Origin of the sequence: uncultured Maricaulis sp. (genome assembly GCF_963975345.1) — a bacterium.
In the GTDB taxonomy this organism is placed as follows: Bacteria; Pseudomonadota; Alphaproteobacteria; order Caulobacterales; family Maricaulaceae; genus Maricaulis.
This window is the reverse complement of sequence record NZ_CAXBGE010000004.1, coordinates 201,418-222,483: the sequence shown is the minus strand read 5'-3', so window position 1 is coordinate 222,483 and position 21,066 is coordinate 201,418. Positions and strand designations below refer to the sequence as shown.

24 protein-coding genes are annotated in these 21,066 nt (G+C 60.5%); 16 read left to right on the top strand and 8 right to left on the bottom strand.

Annotation, left to right across the window (positions count from 1 at the left end):
- The first annotated feature begins 26 nt into the window (after nucleotides 1-26).
- The 7 genes from AAC029_RS06070 (at nucleotide 27) to cyoD (ending at nucleotide 8,148) form a co-directional block, all read left to right on the top strand.
- Complete coding sequence (locus tag AAC029_RS06070) at nucleotides 27-701, top strand: hypothetical protein (protein ID WP_339745142.1); 675 nt, start codon at nucleotides 27-29, stop codon at nucleotides 699-701.
- A gap of 56 nt (nucleotides 702-757) precedes the next feature.
- Nucleotides 758-3,040, top strand: coding sequence for a DVUA0089 family protein (locus AAC029_RS06065; RefSeq protein WP_339745139.1), 2,283 nt, complete (start codon nucleotides 758-760; stop codon nucleotides 3,038-3,040).
- 59 nt (nucleotides 3,041-3,099) lie between these two features.
- Nucleotides 3,100-3,981 carry a hypothetical protein gene (locus tag AAC029_RS06060; RefSeq protein WP_339745136.1) on the top strand — a complete coding sequence of 294 codons (882 nt, stop codon included), beginning with the start codon at nucleotides 3,100-3,102 and terminating at the stop codon, nucleotides 3,979-3,981.
- A 159-nt stretch (nucleotides 3,982-4,140) separates the two neighbouring features.
- Nucleotides 4,141-5,121, top strand: coding sequence for a hypothetical protein (locus AAC029_RS06055; protein WP_339745134.1), 981 nt, complete (start codon nucleotides 4,141-4,143; stop codon nucleotides 5,119-5,121).
- Nucleotides 5,118-7,208 (top strand): cbb3-type cytochrome c oxidase subunit I, encoded by a 2,091-nt coding sequence (locus AAC029_RS06050; RefSeq protein WP_339745131.1) that lies wholly within the window; start codon nucleotides 5,118-5,120, stop codon nucleotides 7,206-7,208. The genes AAC029_RS06055 and AAC029_RS06050 overlap by 4 nt, the downstream gene beginning before the upstream one ends.
- Nucleotides 7,205-7,834: a cytochrome c oxidase subunit 3 gene (locus AAC029_RS06045; RefSeq protein ID WP_339745129.1), complete on the top strand. Its 630-nt coding sequence runs from the start codon at nucleotides 7,205-7,207 to the stop codon at nucleotides 7,832-7,834. Before AAC029_RS06050 ends, AAC029_RS06045 begins: the two co-directional genes overlap by 4 nt.
- Nucleotides 7,834-8,148 carry a cytochrome o ubiquinol oxidase subunit IV gene (cyoD, locus tag AAC029_RS06040; RefSeq protein WP_339745126.1) on the top strand — a complete coding sequence of 105 codons (315 nt, stop codon included), beginning with the start codon at nucleotides 7,834-7,836 and terminating at the stop codon, nucleotides 8,146-8,148. The genes AAC029_RS06045 and cyoD overlap by 1 nt, the downstream gene beginning before the upstream one ends.
- Nucleotides 8,149-8,233: 85 nt before the next feature.
- Here cyoD and AAC029_RS06035 read toward each other — a convergent pair whose 3' ends face one another.
- Nucleotides 8,234-8,572, bottom strand: a complete 339-nt coding sequence (locus AAC029_RS06035) for a hypothetical protein (protein ID WP_339745124.1) — start codon at nucleotides 8,570-8,572, stop codon at nucleotides 8,234-8,236.
- The gene (locus AAC029_RS06030; protein WP_339745121.1) at nucleotides 8,569-9,555 is read right to left on the bottom strand and encodes a J domain-containing protein; all 987 of its coding nucleotides are present in this window, start codon (nucleotides 9,553-9,555) and stop codon (nucleotides 8,569-8,571) included. The genes AAC029_RS06035 and AAC029_RS06030 overlap by 4 nt, the downstream gene beginning before the upstream one ends.
- 135 nt (nucleotides 9,556-9,690) lie before the next feature.
- On the opposite strand from AAC029_RS06030, the gene AAC029_RS06025 reads away from it, so the two are divergent.
- Nucleotides 9,691-10,077 carry a DUF302 domain-containing protein gene (locus tag AAC029_RS06025; RefSeq protein ID WP_339745119.1) on the top strand — a complete coding sequence of 129 codons (387 nt, stop codon included), beginning with the start codon at nucleotides 9,691-9,693 and terminating at the stop codon, nucleotides 10,075-10,077.
- Nucleotides 10,078-10,081: 4 nt separating this feature from the next.
- On the opposite strand, the gene AAC029_RS06020 is transcribed toward AAC029_RS06025, so the two are convergent.
- Nucleotides 10,082-10,288: a LapA family protein gene (locus tag AAC029_RS06020; protein WP_339745117.1), complete on the bottom strand. Its 207-nt coding sequence runs from the start codon at nucleotides 10,286-10,288 to the stop codon at nucleotides 10,082-10,084.
- Nucleotides 10,289-10,438: 150 nt separating this feature from the next.
- Here AAC029_RS06020 and AAC029_RS06015 point away from each other — a divergent pair, with 150 nt between their 5' ends.
- Both AAC029_RS06015 and AAC029_RS06010 read left to right on the top strand, forming a co-directional pair.
- Entirely contained in the window at nucleotides 10,439-10,588 is a 150-nt protein-coding gene (locus AAC029_RS06015; protein ID WP_339745115.1) for a hypothetical protein, read from the top strand.
- Between the two features lie 60 nt (nucleotides 10,589-10,648).
- Entirely contained in the window at nucleotides 10,649-10,957 is a 309-nt protein-coding gene (locus AAC029_RS06010; RefSeq protein ID WP_339745113.1) for a GNAT family N-acetyltransferase, read from the top strand.
- 22 nt (nucleotides 10,958-10,979) lie between these two features.
- On the opposite strand, the gene AAC029_RS06005 is transcribed toward AAC029_RS06010, so the two are convergent.
- From AAC029_RS06005 to rimI, 4 genes are all read right to left on the bottom strand, one after another.
- Complete coding sequence (locus AAC029_RS06005; protein ID WP_339745110.1) at nucleotides 10,980-11,339, bottom strand: GFA family protein; 360 nt, start codon at nucleotides 11,337-11,339, stop codon at nucleotides 10,980-10,982.
- On the bottom strand, nucleotides 11,336-12,901 hold the full coding sequence (locus tag AAC029_RS06000) for a GNAT family N-acetyltransferase (protein WP_339745108.1): 1,566 nt from the start codon (nucleotides 12,899-12,901) through the stop codon (nucleotides 11,336-11,338). The genes AAC029_RS06005 and AAC029_RS06000 overlap by 4 nt, the downstream gene beginning before the upstream one ends.
- Before the next feature lie 549 nt (nucleotides 12,902-13,450).
- Nucleotides 13,451-14,926: a RimK family protein gene (locus AAC029_RS05995; protein ID WP_339745105.1), complete on the bottom strand. Its 1,476-nt coding sequence runs from the start codon at nucleotides 14,924-14,926 to the stop codon at nucleotides 13,451-13,453.
- Between the two features lie 3 nt (nucleotides 14,927-14,929).
- Nucleotides 14,930-15,472, bottom strand: a complete 543-nt coding sequence (rimI, locus tag AAC029_RS05990) for a ribosomal protein S18-alanine N-acetyltransferase (protein ID WP_339745102.1) — start codon at nucleotides 15,470-15,472, stop codon at nucleotides 14,930-14,932.
- Between the two features lie 183 nt (nucleotides 15,473-15,655).
- Between rimI and msrP the strand changes: the two genes are divergently transcribed.
- Both msrP and AAC029_RS05980 read left to right on the top strand, forming a co-directional pair.
- Complete coding sequence (gene msrP / locus AAC029_RS05985; protein ID WP_339745099.1) at nucleotides 15,656-16,636, top strand: protein-methionine-sulfoxide reductase catalytic subunit MsrP; 981 nt, start codon at nucleotides 15,656-15,658, stop codon at nucleotides 16,634-16,636.
- A gap of 2 nt (nucleotides 16,637-16,638) precedes the next feature.
- A complete protein-coding gene (locus tag AAC029_RS05980; protein WP_339745096.1) occupies nucleotides 16,639-17,319 on the top strand; it encodes a protein-methionine-sulfoxide reductase heme-binding subunit MsrQ in 681 nt (226 codons plus the stop codon).
- Here the strand turns inward: AAC029_RS05980 and AAC029_RS05975 are convergent.
- Nucleotides 17,256-17,744, bottom strand: a complete 489-nt coding sequence (locus tag AAC029_RS05975) for a hypothetical protein (protein ID WP_339745094.1) — start codon at nucleotides 17,742-17,744, stop codon at nucleotides 17,256-17,258. The genes AAC029_RS05980 and AAC029_RS05975 overlap by 64 nt on opposite strands.
- A 396-nt stretch (nucleotides 17,745-18,140) precedes the next feature.
- Between AAC029_RS05975 and AAC029_RS05970 the strand changes: the two genes are divergently transcribed.
- The 4 genes from AAC029_RS05970 to AAC029_RS05955 all read left to right on the top strand — a co-directional run bounded on the left by AAC029_RS05970 (nucleotide 18,141) and on the right by AAC029_RS05955 (nucleotide 21,066).
- Nucleotides 18,141-19,550 carry a cytochrome ubiquinol oxidase subunit I gene (locus tag AAC029_RS05970; RefSeq protein ID WP_339745090.1) on the top strand — a complete coding sequence of 470 codons (1,410 nt, stop codon included), beginning with the start codon at nucleotides 18,141-18,143 and terminating at the stop codon, nucleotides 19,548-19,550.
- A gap of 9 nt (nucleotides 19,551-19,559) precedes the next feature.
- A complete protein-coding gene (cydB, locus tag AAC029_RS05965) occupies nucleotides 19,560-20,615 on the top strand; it encodes a cytochrome d ubiquinol oxidase subunit II (RefSeq protein WP_339745088.1) in 1,056 nt (351 codons plus the stop codon).
- Nucleotides 20,608-20,760, top strand: a complete 153-nt coding sequence (locus AAC029_RS05960; RefSeq protein WP_339745085.1) for a hypothetical protein — start codon at nucleotides 20,608-20,610, stop codon at nucleotides 20,758-20,760. The genes cydB and AAC029_RS05960 overlap by 8 nt, the downstream gene beginning before the upstream one ends.
- A gap of 78 nt (nucleotides 20,761-20,838) precedes the next feature.
- The gene (locus AAC029_RS05955) at nucleotides 20,839-21,066 is read left to right on the top strand and encodes a hypothetical protein (protein WP_339745082.1); all 228 of its coding nucleotides are present in this window, start codon (nucleotides 20,839-20,841) and stop codon (nucleotides 21,064-21,066) included.

Sequence of the window (21,066 nt, the reverse complement as noted above, 5' to 3'; positions counted from 1 at the left end):
AAATACCTCAAATCGCCCTCCTCCACTTGATCACCGGCACCGTGACTGTGCTGGCCGGAACACTGGCACTTTTGTCCAGCAAGGGTCTATTGTTGCACCGCTTTGCCGGAAATCTCTTCCTGGGATGCATGGTCGCCCTATCCCTGAGTGGTCTCTATTTGAGTTTCACGCGGATGATCGTGTTTACCGGCTTTCTGGCGATGTTCGCCCTCTATCTGGTCACGACAGGTTGGGTCGCCGCTAAGCGGAAGGACGGGGCGAGTGGCCTGTTCGAAAAGATTGCGATGGGCGGGATTATCGCCTGCGCGCTGGGCTGTGCGGTCAGTGGGTTTTTCACCCCTCCCAGCCTTGCAGCCCCCGAGGATGTGCCGCCGCCCGTGGCCTATTATGTGCTGGCTGTGCTGGCGTTGGCTTTCGGAATACTGGATTTTTCCGTTGTCCGGCGCGGCGGCGTTTCCGGCAAGCACCGCATCGCACGGCATCTTTGGCGGATGTGCTTTTCGATGTTTATCGCCGTCACCATCTTTTTCCTCGGGAACAACAATATATTGCCCGAATTTTTCCGCCAACCGGCGCTGCTGGTTGCGCCGATACTGAGCGTGGTGATCATTTCCATCTTCTGGCTTTTGCGTGTCCTGTTCACGCGTTGGCGCCCCTCGCGGCGTGCCGTCTCTTGTGACCGCCCGACGCTGCCGTTATAGCTGGCGCAGATAACAGCCTCCGGCGATTCCGCTGGCTGGCAGATCCGGGGGGATTCATGCGCGCTTCCATCATCAGTCTGGCCATGTCCGCGTTTTTGGCCAGCGGCGCGCTGGCGCAAATGCCAGCCAATCAGGTTCTGAATGGCGAGCTCACCGAAGCCGCCCCCGCCGCCACGTTTGAATTCCAGCTTGAGGCCGGTCAGGTCGTGACGCTGACGACCGCGTCGCTCGACCGTCTCGATACGATTTTGACACTGACTGGCCCGGACGGCCAGGTTGTGGCGGAAAATGACGATGCCGAGCCAGGCGTGCTGACCTCGCAACTGGTTCAGCTGCCGGCCGCAAGCGGACGTTATACGGCTGAAGTCACCGGCTATAATGGCGCGCTGGGCGGGTTTTCGCTGACCCTTTCGTATGGCATTGATGCCGGGCTGTCGGATGCGGCGCAAATCCTGCGCGAAGACACCCTCAGCTTCGATGCCAGCATGACCGAAACCCGCTTCTATGCGGATCTGGCCGAGGGCGACATTCTGGTTGCTTCGACCTTCGCGCTCAGCGAAGCGCTCGATTCGACCCTCACGCTGCTCGACACCGACGGTAACATTCTCGCCCAGAATGATGACCGTGGCGATGGCAGCCTGAATTCCCAGATCATCTATCTGATCCCGGCTGACGGAAGCTATCAGCTGCTGGTCAGCACCTTTGGCGGCAGCGGCGTCGGCGATATGGCCGTCTCGATGGCGATTGATCCTGAGGCCGAGTTGCCGTTCGATTTCACGGCCATTGATGGCACGCTGATCGTCACCCATACCGGCGAACTGGGCGATGACCAGCCCTCAATCATGTTTCCTGTCACGCTCGAGGCTGGCCAGACCCTGCTCGCCCTCGCCGACACGGTCAGCGGCGATCTCGACCCCGTCCTGCGGCTCACCGGCCCGGACGGCTTTCCGGTGGCGATGAATGATGACCGCGGTGACGGTTCGCTCAATTCCGCGATCGCCTACACCTCACCGCAAAGCGCCACCTATCAGCTCGAACTCTCGCGTTATCGCAGCGGCGCCAGCAGCGGCGCCTTCGAGCTTGTCCTGTCCTCGGTCGATGCGTCGGTGGTCGATCTGATCCAGGCCCTGATGGAAAATTCGGTCACGCTGAGCGGACCCGAATTGCTGATCCAGACGCCCGATTTCAATGTTTATTACACGCTTGAAGGGGTTGACGCCTCGAGCGAAGACTATGCCCGCTCGGTCGGTGAAGCACTGGAAGAGGTGCTGGAAACCCAGGTGACGCGGATCGGTTGGGCCGAGCCTGTGCGTGATGATGACGGCCGCTACCGCGCCTATGTCGCCGATGCTTTCGGCTCGATGGGGGTCACCCGGCCGGTCCAGATCGTGTTCGACAATCCCAACACGTCCGATGTGCGTGAAAGCGCCGCCGCCCGCACCGTCTTCGTCATCGACAATGATTTTGTCGGCATGGGCAAGACCGCGCCGGTTCATGCCCTGATGCGCGCGACGGTGACGCATGAATTCAACCATGTCGTCCAGTTCGGCTATGACGCGGAAGAAGCGCTGGACTGGCTGTATGAAGCGACCGCCTCATGGACCGAAACCACCACCGTTGGCGCCGACCAGGACGCGACGGATTATACCGAAACCGATTTTGAGACGCCGCAATTATGCTGGACCACTACGGTGGAAGGTCATGATTACGGTCAGTGGACGCTGCTGCAATCCATGGCCGACAGCTATGGCGAAGGCTTCATCGTCCAGGTCTGGGAAAACAGTGTCACGATGGACGGGTTCGAAACCCTCGAACACGCGCTCAATGATGTCGGCTCGACCATTCCGGATGCCATCGAACGCTGGCGCGTGCAGAATTACGCCCGCGCCTATGATCTCGCACCGCTCTTTCCGATCGCGGTTCACACCCAACACAGCTTCACCCAGCCAGGCCGCTGGATGTTGAAGGGCGGGCTGGAACAGCTCGGCGCCAATTATATCACGGTCGATATGGCCGGCCGTTACAATATCGCGCTGGGCGGGGACGCCAATCTGGACGTGACCGCTTTGGGTCAACGCAACGGGCAGATCGAAGTGATCCCGCTGGGTCGTGGCGGCGTTGTCGATACGACGGGCTTTGAATCCACCGCCCTGATGGTGTTCAACCGCGCCATGCCGGAAGCGCCCGGCGTATGCAGCGGCACCGGCTATTCAATCGAGGTCACCGCCTCGACCCGGCGCCCGGCCCGCACCGCCTATCGCTTCAGCGCCGAGCATTTGGTTCCGGTCGAACGCATCGACGATGGCGATGCCTCGGAGGCTGCATCCCAGCATCCCTGACGTCACCGGCGTCGAGCCCCATTCAAGTTATCCTGGACGAAACCAGCGGGGTGCCCGGCATGAAGAGGCTCATCAAAACGCTCGCCAAGGCTGGCGCCTGCTTGGCGGCGGCGCTGACGCTGACGGCCTGTGCCACCTGGACCGAGCCGCTGGCCCTTGCCGTTTGTGGCCCGGTCAAGCTTGAGCTCAAATACAAGGATGATGGCCATCTCGACACGGCCTATATCGTCGCGAGGCATGCCGGCTGGGATGCGGCGGCAGCGGCCGAATTGGCGTTCTACACCCAAGCCCCCGATGATTTCGCGGCCGCCTATTCGGCGCCGAGCGGCTCGGCACGCCTGCTCGCCCTGCAATTTGAACGCGCCCATCTGCTTTCCGCCGTCCTGCACTCGCTGCATGGCGGCGGCACCGACGATGTCGCGCATCGCCAACGCGTGCTGGCGCAAATGATCTCCGAACAATCGCGCGTCTGGGCCGATCCGGCACGGCCGGGCGATCACTGGAAGCTGGGTTTTCTGGTCCATGCGCTGGGCGACAGCTATGCCCATGTCTGGGGCGTCAACCAGAACCGCCCCGGATCGGTCGCCTATAACCCCATCACCGGCCATATCCCCGACGGGCTCGTACACGGCAATCCCGACAATATCGCCGCCAATTACACCAATTACGCCGCCTATGTCCGCACCCTGTATGCGGCCTTGGATCGCGGCGATGGCGATCGGGTAGCGCTGGAAGCCTATCTCGCCGATGTCGAACAGGCCGTTGCCCGCGAGGCACGCGGCGGGGTTGGCGCCACCACGGCGCTGATCCGCAGCACCAGCACAGATGATTACGGCCGCGCCGGCAGCCTGGATTGCCCAGGCTGGGCGACACGACTGAATTATGAGAGCGGCGTCCGGCCGTTTCTGCAGCAGATCGAAGCGCGGCTGGAATCGCGTTAGAAAACACCCCAAGCCCAAGTTCCAGCGTTTCAACATGGGCCTGGCGTTGGGCAATTTCCCGACGAAAACCTTGCCAGCAACATGTTAGCGTATGTTAGCCTCGTAGTTATTGCTTGGGCGACGGGGCCGTATCGGCACTGCGACATCGAAGGAATTGGGATGATCAAGCCTTCATCGTGTCACCTGGGTATGACCCTTGTCGCGGCGATGGTCTTGCTGGCGGTCCTGCCTGATGCAGGCTTTGCCCAGTCATCGTTCTGGACCCCGCAAGGGCCGGTAGCGGTTGAACAAAAAGCGCACCTGATTCGGGTCACGCTATTGACCATGATCGCCGTATTGCCGGTGCTTGTTCTCGTGCCGCTGATGCTGTGGCGGTACAGATACCGGAACAAGAAAGCCAAATACTCGCCTGAATGGGAATATTCCGGCTTTCTCGACATGTTGATGTGGGGCGTGCCTATCGCGATCGTCATCGCGCTTTCAATTCAGCTTTCCCTGAGCGTCAGGAGGCTTGACCCATACCGCCCGGTCAGCACCTCTGACGCAACATTGCGTGTTCAGGTCGTCGGGCTCGATTGGAAATGGCTGTTTATCTATCCGGATCTGGGGATTGCAACCATGGGGGAGATGGCGTTCCCGTCCGAGGTGCAGGTCGGATTGACCCTGACATCCGACACGGTCATGCAATCCTTTACGGTCAGCGCTCTGGCCGGGCAAATATATGTGATGCCCGGTATGGAAACCGCACTCTACCTCGACGCCAATGGCCCCGGCCGGTTCCAGGGGGAAAACATGCAATTCAACGGGACCGGTTTTGCGCAGCAGAAATTTGACGCCGTCGCAATGAGCGACGCAGATTTCGAGGCCTGGGTCGATCAGGTAAGATCGACGGGGGTCCCCTTGAACGTCCAGACCTACCAGACGTTAAGTGTGCGCTCGACCCAGGCCGAGGCCCGCGCGGCACTGGGAAACTCAAACATGCCGCAAACGGCATTGTTCTTCGCGACAATTCCTGACGGGTTTTTCGCGCAAATTGTGGATCGCTATCGAACGGGGCACCCGGTTCGGGCGCATGAACAACCCGGCGCACCCGGCTTCGATGCCCCAGTGCCGGCACCGCGTCAGGGGCTGCAAGAATGACAGGACCCCATTGGCTATTCGGGCGATTGAACTGGCAATCTCTGCCTTTCGTTCAAGCCTATCAAAACCCGAGCACCAGCGAATTGATCGGTGCGGCCGCCGCCGGAGTGGCGGTCGTGGGGGCGCTGTTCGCCGTGATCATCCTGACCCGGTTTGGCTGGTGGCGTCCGCTGTGGCGGGACTGGCTGACCAGTGTGGATCATAAGCGGATCGGCATCATGTATATCGTGCTGGCCCTTGTCATGATGGCTCGCGGGGTAATTGAGGGCGCATTGATGCGAACTCAGCAGGCGGCTGGGTTGGGGGGTGGTTTTCTCGCGCCAGACCACTTCGCCGAATTGTTCAGCACCCATGGCACCATCATGATTTTTTTCGTCGCGATGCCGTTCGTAACGGGCTTCATCAATTACATTATGCCGCTTCAGATCGGTGCGCGGGACATGTCTTTTCCGGCGATGAATCAAATCAGCCTTGGCCTGACGGCTGCCGGCGCGGCATTGATCATGATCTCGCTCGTGGTGGGGCAATTCTCGACGGGAGGATGGACGGCATATCCGCCCTATACCGGCAAAGTGTTCAATCCCGGCCCAGGCCCGGACTATTGGATCTGGTCGGTCGCCATCGCCGGCATCGGGTCGACCTTGTCGGGGATCAATTTTGCCGTCACGATCTACAAGGAACGCGCGCCTGGAATGACCCTGCTCCGGATGCCGCTGTTTACATGGACTGTTTTGTGCACGGCCATCATTCTGATTTTCGCGATGCCGCCCCTGACCGTGGCCACCCTGATGCTTGCTCTGGATCGCTATCTCGACTTCCACTTCTTCACCAGTGACCTTGGTGGCAATCTGATGAATTATGCCAACCTGTTCTGGTTGTTTGGTCATCCCGAGGTCTATCTGCTGGTTCTGCCCGCCTATGGCATTTTTTCAGAGGTAATCTCGACCTATTCGGGCAAGCGCCTCTATGGCTACAACTCGCTGGTCTACGCGACCATGGCCATTGCCGTGCTCAGCTTCACGGTTTGGCTGCACCATTTCTTCACAATGGGCCAAGGCGCAAACGTCAATATTGCCTTTGGCATTGCAACAATGTTCATCGCGGTTCCAACCGGGGTGAAGGTGTATGACTGGATGGCGACCATGTTCCGGGGACGGATCCGGTTTTCTGTTCCGATTGTCTATTCGACCGGCTTTTTGATCCTGTTCGTGATCGGCGGTTTGACAGGCGTGATCCTGGCCAATCCATCGATCGATTATCAGGTCCATAACTCTGTGTTTCTCGTCGCGCACTTCCATAATGTGCTGATCCCTGGTGTTCTGTTCGGCTTGCTTGCGGGCTATCACTACTGGTTTCCCAAGGCTTTCGGATTCCGACTGCACGAGGGCTGGGGCTATGTCTCCGCGACCTTGTGGATTGTCGGTTTCGCCGTGACGTTCTTCCCGCTTTACGTGCTTGGAATCATGGGGCTTCCGCGTCGGTCTGTTAGCTATCAGGACCCGAGTTTTTCACCGCTCACATTGATTGCTGTCATCGGGGCCGCCCTGATCCTCTGCGCGCTGGCGTCCTTGCTAATTCAGTTGTGGGTCAGCATTCGGAAACGCCACACCCTGGCGGTTCCTCTGGGTGACCCCTGGAATGGGCGCACACTGGAATGGGCGACCTCGTCGCCGCCCCCGGACTATAATTTCGCGGTCATTCCGCAGGTGTCGGAGCGGGATCAGTTCGCCTGGGCGAAGGCGAATGGGACAGCCTTTGAGCCGCCGAAGCGCTATGTGGACATTCAGGTGCCGCGAAACACTTCCGTGGGAATGGTCTTCCTGATTGGCGGCACTGCCCTGGGGTTTGCTCTGGTCTGGTACATGTGGTGGCTTGCGGTGCTGTCACTGGTCGTGATGCTGGGGGCGTTGATCGCGAGATCATTCATTTCCGACCCCCACCGAACGATCCCCGCAGCGGAGATAGAGGCGGACTGCACAGATTGGCTGGCCCAGATCGCGCAGTCACCGGCAATCACAAGAGATGTCGAAACGACCCTTGAAAACCGGGGGCTCGCGGCTGTTGAGACCCCGGAGGAGTCCGCATGAGCCGTGTCGAAAATAAATATCCCGGACTGAATTTGGGTGATCATCACGGGTCCGCTCATGAGGGCGCAGAATCGCTGGTTTTCGGTTTCTGGGTCTTCCTGATGAGCGACCTGATCATCTTTGGGCTGATGTTCGCAACCTATGTCACCACGTTGAATCCAGGCGCCATGGCTGGCGGGCCGGGACCGGTTGAGCTGTTTGACATCAACAGTGCCCTTATCCAGACCCTTCTACTTCTGACCAGCACTTTGACGTTTGGCATGGCCTCCCTCTCCTTGCGACACGAGCAGGGAAAACGGAATCTGACGGTGTGGCTGTGCGTGACACTGGTACTGGGGTTGGGCTTCTTGTCGTTTGAATTGCGGGATTTTGCCAAAATGTTGGCCGCTGGTGCCGGACCGGATCGCAGCGGTTTCCTGTCAGCTTTTTTCGGGCTCGTGCCCCTGCATGGCCTGCATGTGACCGCCGGAATTATCTGGCTTGTCATCATGTTGATCCAGATCCACGTCATCGGACTTGTTCCAATGGTCAAGACACGACTTCTGCGCCTGGGCCTGTTCTGGCACTTTCTTGATATCATCTGGATCGGAATATTCTCTGTTGTCTATCTGTGGGGGCTTGCCTGATGGATCACCTGCCCGATTACAAGGCCGAACGGCGGGACTATCTAACAGGCTTCGTTCTAGCCCTGGTCCTGACACTCCTGCCCTTCCTGGCCGTCGCGCTGCCCTCCGTTTCGCGTCAGACGGCCATTTACGTGATCGCAATCTGTGCGCTCCTTCAGGTCGTGGTCCAGCTTCGCTTTTTTCTTCACATCGACCTGAGCCGGCAGAAACGCGAGGATTTGCACTTGATTCTTTTTGCCACCCTGCTGGTCTTGCTAATGGTGGCCGGAACGATCTGGATTATGGCCAATCTTGCAACCCGAATGACAGGATAGGCTTGCGAGACCGGCCTTTGCCGCGCCAACACCGGTCTCGCAAGCCTATCCATCGCTGCCGACCGGAATCAGGCTGACGCTCAAATTATCCACCGCGCGCGGCCCGCCAGGCGGCCAGCACACGCTCACGCACTTCGGCCGGCTGTTGGTCAACGGCAGCACCCAGAGCCTGCAGATCGGCGCGGGCACCGTGGAGTTGATCGACCAGCGACATCACCATTTCCAGCGCGTCATCGGCGAGTTCATGGCTCTGTTGCAGTTCGCAAATCAGCTGCAGGCGGGCGCAATCAATCGGCGCAAACAGAGGCCCTGCCTCGCCCTGAACCGGGATGATGATGCCGATCTCGATATAGGTCGTCAGCCGATCCGGGGTCAGCACCGAAATCGTCGCGAGGATTTCGTCGGCGGTCAGATTATCACTCATGACATCATCTCCTTGCGCGGATTATAGCCATGGGTGGCGCGCCAGCTTGTCATGAAGTCGTGTAGCGCCTCGTCGATCTTCGGCGGCATCACGATACGCAGTTCGACCCGCTGATCGCCGCGCGGCTTCTTGCCCGGCGGTTGCACGCCGCGGCCACGCAGGCGCAGCAGCTGGCCGCTACTGGCGCCCTTGGGAATGGTCAGGGCGACGACACCGTCAATCGTCGGCGTTTCGACCTTGCCACCGAGCGCGGCTTCATCGATCGAGATCGGCAAGGTGATCAGGATATCATCACCCTCGCGTCGAAACAGCTTGTGCGGCCGCACGCTCAGCGTCACCAGCGCGTCGCCATCGGGCCCCTCACCCATCCCCTCACCGCCCTTGCCACGCAGGCGGATGGTCTGACCATCGCTGGTTCCGGAAGGGATTTTGACGTCGAGGCTCTGGCCGCCCGGCAGGGTGATGCGTTTTTGTGTTCCCTTGGCGGCTTCAAGAAAATCAAGCTCAAGCTGATAGCGCCGGTCCGGTCCGGGCGCATTGAAGGCCCAGCCCCCCGCATCGCCCTGGTCCTGAGCCCGACCATGGGTTCTACCCTGACCCCGCTGGCGCAAAATCTCCTCGAACAGGTCAGACGCGTCGAATTCCGCCGAACCGCGACCCGGCCCATACGGATTGCCGGGCTGCTGCGCATAGTCGCGATAGAAGGGCCGCTCCGCCTGGCGTTCTGCGCCGCTGGCATCAATCTCGCCCTTGTCGAAGCGGGCCCGCAAGGCGGGATCCTTGAGTAGGTCATGCGCGGCGGTTGCCTCGATGAAACGGTCCTGGGCACCGGCGTCATCAGGATTGAGGTCGGGATGGCTGGTGCGGACGATTTTGCGATAGGCCTTCTTGATCTCGTCAGCTGTGGCGGCCTTGGTGAGGCCAAGAACTTCATAGGGATCGCGGGACATGCGCACCTCGGCGAGGGTGAGTGATGATGCCATTGTCACGCATTGGCGCCGGCGCACAAGCCGGACGCGACCAATTGCCTCGGCTGAACCCGGCGCGCCACCGGCGCACAAGGATCGCAGACATGCTAGGCTTGCCCATCTCCCCCCACTGTCTTGAAAGATTGAGCCATGGCTTACACGATCAACCGCAGTTTTTCCGGCGCCGATTTTGCCGATATCGATAGCCGCACCCGCAAGGCGCTCGGTGAAAAAGGCTTCGGCGTCCTGACCGAGATCGATGTCCAGGCTGTCTTGAAGAAGAAAATCGATGCCGACATCCCGGCCTACCGTATTCTGGGTGCCTGTAATCCCCACATGGCACACCAGGCCATGCAGCTGGAGCCGCGCGTCGGGGCCATGCTGCCCTGCAATGTCATTATCCGTCAGCTCGAAAGCGGGATCGAAGTCAGCGCCATCGACCCGGTCGCCTCAATGTCGGCGATCGAGAATCCCAAGCTCCACGCCGTCGCTGGCGAAGTGCGCGACCTGCTCGCCTCAGCGGTCGCTGCAATCTGAGCCGTCAGCGCCCGCCGCCGGGATGCCAGAAGGCCTTGAGCAACCAACCCACCACGCCGCCGAGCAAGAAGCTCGCCCCGATCACGACAATCCGGCTGGTGTGAAAGCTCCAGAACAATACCGTCAATTCAACCTCGGCGATATTCTGCAAGGCAAACAGCGCCAGTAACCCGACCAGCGCGGCAATAATCCATAGTCTGAAATGACGCATCGGGGCGGCCCGTCCTCTTGTTCTCGCCCCCAAGTCTGGGCCGATCGCGGTGGGGTGACAAGCGCCCCCCGTTCCTGCCCTCCCGGCGCAAGTCTTTTTCCAGCGCGGACCTTATTTCGGCCCATCTCCCACACCATCTGGAGGTCAGTGATGATGGAGGCCCCGATGCGGTGGGCAGGATTGATATTTTCGGCTGTGATATTGGCGACGACGCTGTGGTTTGTCGTCGCCGCCCCGCGTTCGTCCGGCGACCAGCTGGTGCTCGCCGCTGCGAGCTGGGTCAGCTCTGATACGGTTTAGGATTGACGGGGCATCAGGCGGGTACGCCCGCAAGGGTACCGACAAGTTAAGGACACAGCGATGACCCAGACTCCCAGCATCACATTCACCCTTGAAGATCAAGGAGATCGCGGTCGCTATCTCGCCCATATCGAGGAAAGGCCGGAGACCGGTGAGCTGAGTTTCAAACGCGTCGGCGAACACCGGATCCGGGTCGACCATGTCGGCGTGCCCGACGCCCTGCGCGGCACCGGTCTCGGCGTTGCCCTGGCCCGCCATGTCGTGGCCGAAGCGCGCGAGCATGGCTTCACGATTTACCCGCAATGCCCTTTCCTGGCCTCGCAAGCGCTCAAGAATCCCGATTGGGCCGACGTGATCGAACCGGTCTGAGCCCCGCGCGCCAGGCGAAAGTCTAGTCCAGAAAGGCCCAGCTGTCGGCACCGTCGAAATGACGGATGCGATAGCGCGCAATCCCGGCCGGATCGGCCATGTTCACATTGACCGCCATGCGGGTGCTGGCCTCAGGATCGCGCCCTTCCCAATGGGTCGTGTTGCCGCACGTCTTGCACGAGACAAGCGCGAGGCATTTATCGCCCCAGACATATTTCACGACGCCGTCTTGCGGATATTCCAGCGTGATGTCCGAGCGATCGCCATAGGCCCACAGCCCGTTGGTTCGACGGCAGGAGGAGCAATTGCACCGGGTCAGCCATTCCGGCTCCACCGTCAGCGTCCAGCGCACGGCGCCGCAATGGCAGGCCCCCTCGATCATCGCGGCTGGATCCGGGTCTTGCCGGTCCATTTGATCGAATAGAGATCGAAGCGCCGGTCGCGCAGATTGCGCACCGTGCCCTCTTGGCGCACCCAGTCGAGATCATTCAGATTGAGATCGGCGATGGCGACGGTTTCGACATTCTCCGAGCATTCCGCCGCGATCCCGTCGCGCGCGAAGCGGAAATCGCACGGGGTGAGAATGCAGGACTGGGCGTATTGAATGTCCATGTTTTCCACACCAGGCAGGTTTCCGACATTGCCGGACATCACGACATAGCACTGGTTTTCAATCGCCCGCGCCTGGCTGCAATAGCGCACCCGCATATAGCCTTGGCGGTTATCGGTGCAGAAGGGCACGAACAGGAGTTTCGCGCCGGCATCGACCAGCTGGCGCGCCAGTTCGGGGAATTCGCTGTCATAGCAGATCAGAATGCCGATCGGACCGCAATCGGTCTGGATCGTGGCGATGGAATTGCCGCCCTTGATGCCCCACCACATCTGCTCTGACGGGGTGGGATGGATCTTCTCCTGCTGGTGCACCGAGCCATCGCGCAGGAAGACATAGGCGACATTCTGGATATCGCCGCGTTCGGTGCGCGTCGGGTGTGAGCCGCCAACGATATTGATATTATAGCTGATCGCCAGATTGCGCATCGCGTCAACGAATTGCGGCGTGTATTCGGTCAGCTTTTCAATCGATTGTGACGGTGTCAGCCGGGTCTCGGCAAAACCGAGTAATTGCAGGGTGAACAGTTCGGGGAAGACGACGAAATCGCAGCGATAATCCGCCGTGACGTCGACGAAATATTCCACATTGCTCATGAATTCTTCGAACGAGTGCACCTTGCGCTGCTGGAATTGTACGGTGGCCACGCGCACGTCTTCCTTGGCGCCCGGTGGGGCGTAGGCGCTCTTGGTGTGGACCGCCGCATAAGGGTTGTTCCAGACCATATGGCTGGCATAGCCGCCCGAGGCGTCATCGATCGGCAGGTAATCCTTCAGCACGCCAATCGGCTCAAAACCAAGCCGCATATGGAAGCGGATCACCGGATCAGAGATTTTCTGCGTCGCCACAGCCTGCAGGTAATCGCCTGGGTCGGGATAGGCCTTGCGGCGTCGTTTCCAGCCCGGCATCCGGCCGCCAAACACAATCCCCTTCAGCTCGAGGCGTTCGCACAATTCGCGGCGCGCATCATAAAGCCTTTGCCCGATCCGCAGCCGGCGCCGGTCCGGATCGACACAGACCTCCATCCCATACAGCCACTCGCCTTTGGAATTATGGCGCGAGGCATAGCCGGATCCGGTGATCCCGGTCCAGGTATGCGGCTCCAGCGCCGAGGCTTCGTCGATGATGAAGCTGGCGCAATAGCCAACAATCTCGCCATCATATTCCACCAGCACCTGGCCCTCAGGGAAATTGGTGATCTGCCCCTGCACCATCGCAGTGATATAGGTCTCCTGCTCGGGATAAACCTTGTCGACCAACGCAATGATCGCCGGAATATCCGCGATACGGGCATAGCGGATATTGAGTGAAGAGCGCGATTTCTGACTGGCCATGGATGCAGTTCCTGTTGCGTGAACGCACCCTATCAGCTGCGCAAAAGCGGCCATACAGGATTTGCGACGCCGCACATAGCGGTTTGTTGGTCGGGGGCGTGTCGGATGCTCAACTTCCTAATCCATAACCCACCTTCCCCCGGAGGAGCGAAGCGAATTCCGGGGCCTGCCATCGCTGGCAAGCTTGGCTGGATTTCCCTCCGGCAGACCCCGGACTGAATCCGGGGGAATTTGGGTGGTGTGGGTGTGCTGTAGCGGCGTCTCAACACAAGTCGGGACACGTACCGGCTGGACGCCGGTACGTGTCCCGGGCCCCAACAAGCCTCCCCCGGTAGCGCGCAGCGCATTGTGGGGCCGGTATGTGACCCTATTCGTTCAACAGAGCCCTGAGAGGGCATTGCGAGTCCGTCACCAGCTCCGGCCGCTTCGCGGCCACCTCTTCCATCCAGGAAGAGGAGGGAGACAAGCGAGGTCGGTCAGATCAAACACCCACCTCTTCCTTGATGGAAGATGTGCGCCGGACGAAGCCCGTGTTGAACCCCTCGCCCCCTACCCCTTAACCTTCACCGCGTGCATCCGCCGCTCCAGCCGCATGGAGAACCAGCGGATGATCGCGCGCCAGAGTTCGTCTTTCAGCACCGCGCCTTCGACTTCGGTTTCGAGATTGGGGTTGTCGTTGATTTCGATGACGAAAATCCCCTTCTCGTTTTGCTTCATATCGATGCCGTAGAGGCCGTGACCGATCAGGCTGGCGGCTTTGCGGGCAATCTCGATGACTTCGGGCGGGGCGTCGCTGATGGCGAGGGTTTCGAAACCGCCCTCGGTGTATTTGCCGTCGGCTTCGTGCTTGATGATTTGCCAGTGGCCGCGCGCCATCTTGTATTTGCAGGCAAAAAGCGGCTCGCCATCGAGCACGCCGATGCGCCAGTCATAGTCCGTGGGCATGAATTCCTGGGCGATGATCAGGGCGGTGTCGGCGAAGAGCTGTTTGGCGCGGCTGACGAGTTCGGCCTCGGTGGTGACCTTGTGGACCTGACGGCTGAAGGAGCCGTCGGGGGCCTTGAGCACGACGGTCGAGCCCAAGCGGTCAAACAGGCCGGTCAGCGGGGTGGTAGCGTCGAGGATTTCGGTTTTCGGCGCCGGCACACCGCCCTGCTCCATCAGCTCTTTGAGGAAGACCTTGTTGGTGCAGCGGATCATCGAGCGGCAATCATCGATCACCGGCATGCCTTCCTGCTCGGCGCGGCGCGCGAAACGGTAGGTGAAATTATCGATCGCCGTGGTGGTGCGGATAAAGAGCGCGTCGTATTCGGCCAAGCTGGCGAGATCATTCGGCCCGATCAAATCAACCTCGACGCCCATTTTGGCGGCCACACTGGCGAGGCGTTGAACCGAAGATTTGCTGGAAGGCGGGAATTCTTCCTTTGGATCGGTCAGAATGGCCAGCGACCAGCGCGGCGCCGTGCGTTCCTTCGGCGCGACCCATTGGCGGCGGGTGTATTGGCCGAGGCAATCGAGGAAGAATTGCCGGTCCTCATTTTTGAGCGTGTGCGGCGAGATGGCGCGTATCTGTTTGATTTCCTTTCCCGATGAAGCCAGCGTCACATCGAGCACCGGGGCACGAAACCAATCGAACAGAAGTTTGGAAAACTTCGCCAGTGCCTTGTTCTGGCAATGGCCGAAGGAGACCAGCAAATGCTTGTCCTCCGAGGCGGCGCCACCGAGATCCTTCAGCAGAGCGACATTGAGATCGGGCAGGGCCTGGGCATAGAGCCCCTTGCGGCTGAGCTCGACGACCGATTGCGCCGTCGGCACGATGCGGTGACCGCGCGCCTCCGCCAACAGGGACGCGTAATAGCCGTTCGATTGATAGCTATAGCTGCGCGCCAGATTGATGATGTTCGGCCGTCGGCCGGTGAAGAGCTGCGCGTTGACGATATAATCGCGGGTGCGCATGACCTTGTGGGGCGTTTCGTGCTGGCCGAGATCGCCAGCATGTTCAACGAGAATGAGCCAGTCGCTCACGAGCTATCGCTCTCCTGGGCTGTGCGGCGCGTCGGCTTCAAATAGCAACGCCGCTTCCCTGTCCTCGTAATAGGCTTCGCGCGTGCCCCGCAAGCGAAATCCTGCACGTTGATACAAGTTGATCGCCTTGGTGTTGGATTTGCGCACTTCCAGATGCACTTGGCGGCAGCCGCGCCGCCCTGTCAGATCGAGCGCCGCGTCGAGCATGGCCCGCGCGACGCCCGATCCGCGATGCTGCGGGGCGACGGCGATGGAGTAGATGCGCGAAATCCCGCTGCCGCGACGAAAAGCCAACGCCAGGTAGCCCGCCGCCTCGCCGCCAATCCGCGCCAGCAAAAAGAGCGTTTTTCCGGCGTTGAGCATGCGGCGCAGATTGCGGCGTTCGAACCGGTCGGCGATGAAGCTGTCGATCTCGATCTCATCGATCGCGTCCAGATCGGCGCGTCCGGCCAGCCGCACTTCGATCACGGCCTCGCCGTCGCGGCAATCGAAACGCCAGCGCAAATCGCCTGCGCCAGGCTTCGGCAGATCGGTTTTGGCGGTCATGAGTGATCCAGTCTGACGGAGTGATCGTATAGAGGCAGGTAATGAACACTCAGCGATAGCCGGGCAGGCATTGAGCGGATGCCGGGCAATCATTGATCGATCACGATGGCGTGCGGCGGGGATGCGTTTGGCGCAAACTCCACTATCCTCAATTCCAACAAGCGCCAAGAGCCGAGGAATCCGATGCTGATCAGAAAACCCCACCGCTGGCAATTGCCCGAGCGCGAGGTCACCGCAAAAGCCGATTTTCTCAATCGCCGCCAGATCATGGCGAGCGCTGGAGCGCTTGGCTTGGCAGGTCTGGCCGGCTGCTCGGCGGCCGAAGAAGCCACCGCCCAAGCGAGCCATACGGGCCGCCCGCTCTCCGGTGCACTCCCCTTCCGCCCGACCGAATATAATGTCGCTGATGAATCAACTCCTTACGAGGCGGTGACCGGGTATAATAATTTCTACGAATTCGGCACCGACAAATCCGATCCGGCCCGCTATGCCAGCGCGATGACGACCGATCCGTGGTCGATTGAAATCGAGGGCCACGCCGCCCGCACCGGCACGTTCGCGCTGGAAGATGTCGTTGATTTTTCGGCACTTGAGGAGCGCATCTACCGGCTGCGCTGCGTCGAGGCTTGGTCGATGGTGATCCCCTGGATCGGGGTTCCGCTCGCCGATGTATTGCGCCAATTCGAGCCGACATCCGATGCGCGCTATGTCCAGTTCATCACTTATCAGGACGCCGGCGAAATGCGCGGCACCCGGACCCGTGTTCTCGATTGGCCTTACAGGGAAGGCCTGCGCATGGATGAGGCGATGAATGAGCTCGCCTTCGTCGCGGTCGGGCTTTATGGCGAAGTCCTGCCAAACCAGAATGGCGCCCCGATCCGTATCGTCGTGCCGTGGAAATATGGCTATAAGTCCGCGAAATCCATTGTCAAAATCCGCTTCGTCTCGGATGAGCCCGACACCTCGTGGAAGCGCTCGGCGCCGCGCGAATACGGATTTTATTCCAACGTCAATCCAAACCGCGCCCATCCACGTTGGAGCCAGGCCTCGGAACGCGTCATCGGAGCGGGCCCATTTGCTCGCCGCGACACCGAGATGTTCAATGGCTATAGTGCTGAAGTCGCCGGACTTTATGCCGGCATGGATCTGATCGAGAACCATTGAGCATGGCCAAAAGCGCAGTCCTGCGGGCCTTCGGCAGGCATTGGCTCAAACCGCTGACTTTCTGGGCTTTGGCCCTGCCCGGCCTGTGGCTGATCTGGCAATGGTCGCTGCTGCTGAGCGGCGCGCCTAATGATCTCGGCTTCAACCCGATCGAGAAAACCCACCGTTTTCTCGGCGATACCGCCTTACGTATCCTGTTGATATCACTGGCCGTCACGCCATTTCGCGATCTGACGCGCTGGCTGCCGATCATGAAGGTCCGCCGCCGCATCGGCCTCGCCGCCTTCTGGTATGCGGCCGCGCATTTGGGCGCCTATCTCGGCCTCGATCTCTATCTCGCCGCCGGGATGAGCCTGACCGGCATGTGGGCCGGGCTATGGCGCGATGTCGTCAAGCGGATCTATATCACCCTGGGCATGACGGCTTTCGTCCTGATCGTGCCGCTGGCGCTGACCTCATTCAATTCCATGGTGCGTCGACTGGGGGCCAAGCTGTGGCAGAAGCTGCATTACAGCGTCTACCCGCTCGGCGTAATCGCCTGTCTGCACTACGGATTCATGGTGAAGGGCAACCAGATCGGACCCTGGATCCATGGCGGGATATTGGCGCTGCTGCTGGCCTATCGGGCCGGCGTCTGGATCAGGAGCCGGATGAGGCCGCAACCGATTGCCAGCGCCTCCTGACGTTTGAGCGCCAGCAGAACGATGCAGGACAGCCACACGCCGCACGCTGCCATGAAGAGCCCGCCGCCATCCTGGTTGGGATCGATCCCCAAAGGGGTGAAGAGATGGAAGGAAATCGCCCCCGTCATCACCGCCAAACCCAGAGCGGCGCCGATCACCTGAAGGCGTCGCAATTCGGGTATAAATCCGATCAATAGGGACGTTGAAGCAATGAGTTCCGCCGATCCAATAACGTATTGGCTGAACAGGCCGGTATGCCCGAACAGGCCCGCAGCGCCCCAACTTGCAGCCCAACCATCGAGTAGGCCAAAGATCACCTGCGTCTCCGGCGCATCGGTAAATTTGTAACGCAGCGAGTCGAGAAAAATCACTGCGACAAAGAGCGGCAGGATGATCAGCACGAAGCGTTGAATTGTTTTGGCCATGAGAGCCCTCCCCGATTGATGCCAGCCTAACCGCAAGGGGCGGCCGCGTGAAATAGACTTCTACTCGACCGGCGCAATTTGATCCCGTAACCATGGCGTGAGCACGCTGCGAGGGCAGCCCGAACAGACAGACATACGCCGTGATTGCCGATCAGGCCGAAACCCGGCTCGTTACCGGAACCGTAGATGTGCAAGCCCCACCGGGTCGGCCTGCCAGATGCCGGCAAGAGCCTTCGTGATGTTGTGGTATATTGATCGCGGAAAATCCGCCGTGCGGCCCAATTCGGGGGCAATTCAGGATTGCCCCGGCGAGCATGTCGCGCGACCTTGCGTCGCGTTTGCAGCGTCGTCGATGCGTGGTTGATATGAATTATTGCGCTACGAAAGACACTGGCTATGGAATTCGACGCCCTCCTGTTGTCCCGGATGCAATTTGGCTTCGTCATTGCGTTTCACATCCTCTTCCCCGCCTTCACCATCGGGCTCGCCGCCTTTCTCGCGGTTTGCGAAGGCCTGTGGCTGAAGACCGGCCGCGAAGTGTTCAAACAGCTCTATCTCCACTGGATCAAGATCTTCGCCCTCGCCTTCGCCATGGGCGTGGTGACCGGTGTGGTGATGTCCTACCAGTTCGGTACCAATTGGAGCGTCTTCTCCGACCGCACTGGTAGCGTGCTCGGGCCGCTGCTGGGCTATGAAGTCCTGACGGCCTTCTTCCTCGAGGCCAGTTTTCTCGGCGTCATGTTGTTTGGCTGGAACAAGGTCGGACGCAAATTGCATTTTGCGGCCACCATCATCGTGGCGATCGGCACCTCGATTTCTGCGTTCTGGATATTGTCAGCCAATTCCTGGATGCAAACGCCGCAGGGCTTCGAGATCGACCCGGTAACCGGCAATTTCTTCGCCACCAGCTGGATGGAGGTCATCTTCAACCCCAGCTTCCCGGCGCGTTATATCCATATGATGCTGGCCGCCTTCATCACAACCGCCGCCGTCGTGCTGGCTGCCGGCGCTTGGCAGACCCTGCACGGGCAGAAGAGTGAGCCAACGCGCTGGCAGATGCGGATGGCGGCCGGCACGCTCGCTGTGCTGATGCCGCTGCAGATCTTGGCCGGTCACTGGTCAGGCGAGATCGCGCATGAATATCAACCCGCCAAGGTCGCCGCGATGGAGGGCTGGTGCGAGACACGCGACGTCCAGGGCACTGTCCTGCTGGCCTGGCCGGCGGATAATGCCTGCGGCCGCAGTGAAATCACCATTCCGGGCACCAGCCCTTTCCTGTTCAATACCGACGCCCCCTTGCGGGCGCTGTCCAGCTTTGCTGAGGATGAACGTCCGCCGCTCTGGCTGGTCTTCTGGGGCTTCCGCATTATGGTCGGGTCCGGCCTGCTCCTGCTTGCCCTTGGCGTATGGGGCGTTGTCCTGTGGGCGCGCAAACGGATCGATCAGCCTGGCCTGTTTCATTGGCTGGCGATACCGGGCGGGAGTCTGGGCTTTGTCGCTGTCATAACCGGCTGGATCGTCGCCGAGGTCGGGCGTCAGCCTTGGACCGTCTACGGCATGCTGCGGACGGCCGACAGCGTTTCGCCGGTCGAGGCCGGCCAGGTCGCCTTCTCGCTGATTGTGTTCATCACCGTCTACGCGATCATTTTCACAGCCGGCGCCCTCTACATGGCCCGTATCGCGACACGGGGATTCGATGACCGTCCACCGGACACGGGGCCGGGCGAGCGTCGCGCACCAGGCTCGCCGCTCGGTGCGGTGACCGATCCGGCGCAGTCATCCGCCGGCCCTGCAGCGAACGGATAGGAGCGAAACATGGACCTGTCTCACCTCGACCTGCCGTTGATCTGGTCCGTCCTGATCGCCATCGCCATCATGATGTATGTCCTGCTCGATGGCATGGATTTGGGCATCGGCATGCTGGCAGCCCTGGCCGGCAGCGATGATGAACGCAATTTGATGACGGCGACGGTCGAGCCGGTCTGGGACGGCAATGAGACCTGGCTGGTGCTGGGTGGCGGCGGCTTGTTTGCCGCCTTCCCGCTCGCCTACTCGATCCTGATGCCGGCCTTCTATCTGCCCGTCTTCTTCATGCTCATGGCGTTGATCTTTCGAGGCGTCGCCTTCGAGTTTCGTCACAAGGCGGTGCGGCAGCCAACCCGATTGTTCTGGAACGGTGCCTTCTATACCGGCTCCTTCATCGCCGCCTTGTCCCAGGGTCTGATCCTCGGCGGCTTCGTCCAGGGCGTCACGGTGGAAGGCCGCGCCTTCGCCGGCGGCCCGTTTGACTGGCTGACCCCTTTCTCGCTGATGGTCGGCTTCGCTGTCGTCGCCGGCTATGTCCTGCTCGGCGCCTGCTGGCTTGTGCTCAAGACCGAGGCCGAATTGCAGGCCAAGGCGCGCCGCTGGGCCGCGCTTGCCCTGATCGGCGTCGCGATCGGTTTTGCCGCGATCAGCCTGGCGACACTGTCGATCGATCCGCGAGTCACGATGCGTTGGGGATTTTCGATGACGCATTTCGAGTTCGGCTCCCTCCTGCCACTCGGCCTCATCCCACTGTCGGGACTGGCCTTGACGCTATGGCTGGCACGCGATCTGCTGATCGGAGCCGGCAAGGCGCCGGATTGGCGGCCGAGTCTGCTGGCGGCCGGAATTTTCCTGTCGGGTTATCTCGGCCTCGCCGTCAGCCTGTTTCCTTGGCTGGTGCCCTTCGCCTTCACGGTCGAGCAAACCGCCGCGCACGATAATGCGCTGGGCTTCCTGCTGGTTGGCGCTGTGGTGATGTTGCCGGTGATCCTTGGCTATACCGCTTATGTCTACGCGGTGTTCTGGGGCAAGGTGAAGCCAGGCGATGGTTATGGTCATGCCTGACCTCTTCACCCCCGCGCCACCGTCCGAACCCGGCGAGGACCGGCCGCTGGCGCACAAGCTTCTATGGTTCTTTGGACTTTGTCTGGCCGGGTCGGGAGCCGTCGCGATCACGGCCTATGCACTTCGCTCCTTGCTGTTCCTGTAGGGGTGATCGAGCCGCAAACGGCTTGTCGCCGGACCCAGTTTTAAGTTATGATAGCAACCTGCTAACACGGAACACGTCATGGGCCAGATTCTCATCCGCAATCTCGATGACGAGGTCATCGCCCGGCTGAAGCTCAATGCCGAAGCGGCCAGCACGTCGTTGGAGCAATATCTGCGCGATCTGCTGACCACGAAGGTCACCTCGGACAAAGAGGCTTTCCTGGCCTTCGCGAAAGGGATGCGGGACAGCTCACGACCCTCGGCTCTCGATCCAACGGACCTTATCCGTGAGGATCGCGAGCGTTGA

Coding starts and splice junctions, on each gene's coding strand:
- AAC029_RS06065 (WP_339745139.1), top strand. CDS start 758: ATGCGCGCTTCCATCATCAGTCTGGCCATGTCCGCGTTTTTGGCCAGC.
- AAC029_RS06060 (WP_339745136.1), top strand. CDS start 3,100: ATGAAGAGGCTCATCAAAACGCTCGCCAAGGCTGGCGCCTGCTTGGCG.
- AAC029_RS06055 (WP_339745134.1), top strand. CDS start 4,141: ATGATCAAGCCTTCATCGTGTCACCTGGGTATGACCCTTGTCGCGGCG.
- AAC029_RS06050 (WP_339745131.1), top strand. CDS start 5,118: ATGACAGGACCCCATTGGCTATTCGGGCGATTGAACTGGCAATCTCTG.
- AAC029_RS06045 (WP_339745129.1), top strand. CDS start 7,205: ATGAGCCGTGTCGAAAATAAATATCCCGGACTGAATTTGGGTGATCAT.
- cyoD (WP_339745126.1), top strand. CDS start 7,834: ATGGATCACCTGCCCGATTACAAGGCCGAACGGCGGGACTATCTAACA.
- AAC029_RS06035 (WP_339745124.1), bottom strand. CDS start 8,572: ATGAGTGATAATCTGACCGCCGACGAAATCCTCGCGACGATTTCGGTG.
- AAC029_RS06030 (WP_339745121.1), bottom strand. CDS start 9,555: ATGGCATCATCACTCACCCTCGCCGAGGTGCGCATGTCCCGCGATCCC.
- AAC029_RS06025 (WP_339745119.1), top strand. CDS start 9,691: ATGGCTTACACGATCAACCGCAGTTTTTCCGGCGCCGATTTTGCCGAT.
- AAC029_RS06020 (WP_339745117.1), bottom strand. CDS start 10,288: ATGCGTCATTTCAGACTATGGATTATTGCCGCGCTGGTCGGGTTACTG.
- AAC029_RS06015 (WP_339745115.1), top strand. CDS start 10,439: ATGATGGAGGCCCCGATGCGGTGGGCAGGATTGATATTTTCGGCTGTG.
- AAC029_RS06010 (WP_339745113.1), top strand. CDS start 10,649: ATGACCCAGACTCCCAGCATCACATTCACCCTTGAAGATCAAGGAGAT.
- AAC029_RS06005 (WP_339745110.1), bottom strand. CDS start 11,339: ATGATCGAGGGGGCCTGCCATTGCGGCGCCGTGCGCTGGACGCTGACG.
- AAC029_RS06000 (WP_339745108.1), bottom strand. CDS start 12,901: ATGGCCAGTCAGAAATCGCGCTCTTCACTCAATATCCGCTATGCCCGT.
- rimI (WP_339745102.1), bottom strand. CDS start 15,472: ATGACCGCCAAAACCGATCTGCCGAAGCCTGGCGCAGGCGATTTGCGC.
- msrP (WP_339745099.1), top strand. CDS start 15,656: ATGCTGATCAGAAAACCCCACCGCTGGCAATTGCCCGAGCGCGAGGTC.
- AAC029_RS05980 (WP_339745096.1), top strand. CDS start 16,639: ATGGCCAAAAGCGCAGTCCTGCGGGCCTTCGGCAGGCATTGGCTCAAA.
- AAC029_RS05975 (WP_339745094.1), bottom strand. CDS start 17,744: ATGGCCAAAACAATTCAACGCTTCGTGCTGATCATCCTGCCGCTCTTT.
- AAC029_RS05970 (WP_339745090.1), top strand. CDS start 18,141: ATGGAATTCGACGCCCTCCTGTTGTCCCGGATGCAATTTGGCTTCGTC.
- cydB (WP_339745088.1), top strand. CDS start 19,560: ATGGACCTGTCTCACCTCGACCTGCCGTTGATCTGGTCCGTCCTGATC.
- AAC029_RS05960 (WP_339745085.1), top strand. CDS start 20,608: ATGCCTGACCTCTTCACCCCCGCGCCACCGTCCGAACCCGGCGAGGAC.
- AAC029_RS05955 (WP_339745082.1), top strand. CDS start 20,839: ATGGGCCAGATTCTCATCCGCAATCTCGATGACGAGGTCATCGCCCGG.